Source organism: Natronococcus jeotgali DSM 18795 (genome assembly GCF_000337695.1).
Classification (GTDB): Archaea; Halobacteriota; Halobacteria; order Halobacteriales; family Natrialbaceae; genus Natronococcus; species Natronococcus jeotgali.
Genome location: NZ_AOIA01000064.1, coordinates 1 through 491, shown reverse-complemented (window position 1 = coordinate 491; position 491 = coordinate 1). Strand labels below are relative to the sequence as shown.

At 51.9% G+C, this 491-nt stretch carries 1 protein-coding gene; it reads right to left on the bottom strand.

Features of this window, described 5'->3' with window-relative positions; genetic code table 11:
- Nucleotides 1–308: UbiA family prenyltransferase (locus C492_RS22480; RefSeq protein WP_169333440.1), on the bottom strand; the 308-nt coding region annotated here is incomplete at its 3' end.
- Nucleotides 309–491: the final 183 nt, after the last annotated feature.

Below are 491 nucleotides of genomic sequence, written 5' to 3'. Positions count from 1 at the left end.
GCAAGCACTCCCGCAATACTGAATAAGACAATACTGAACACGAGTGCAGTTCGTGGAGAAACTGAACCGCGTGGAATTGGCCTCTCTGGATTATTGTGTCGATCGATATCCCGATCGAAATAATCATTGATCGTATTCCCGGCACCAACTGCGAGCCCAGTCGCCGCAACTGCAATCCCTCCCTCTGTCGGTTGAGAGGTCACGCCGCCAGCAACAAACGCGCCAATGAGAGTTAACACTGCGGCTGCGATGAGGTTTCCTGGCCGCGTGAGGTCCAGAAGTCCACGAGCGCTTTCGGTAAACGACATGCCGACTACGAATGAATACCACCTAAAAAAGAACGCGAATGTGATTGTTCAGGATTGGTGTGCGAGATGTGTTCTATGATACGCTCTGATTGCCCAAATGGCTCCCTGAGTTAGTCATTCGACCCGTAGGTCGGGAGAGAGAGTCAATTCGAGACCTTGGCGTGTTCGCTGCTGTCTTAGGCT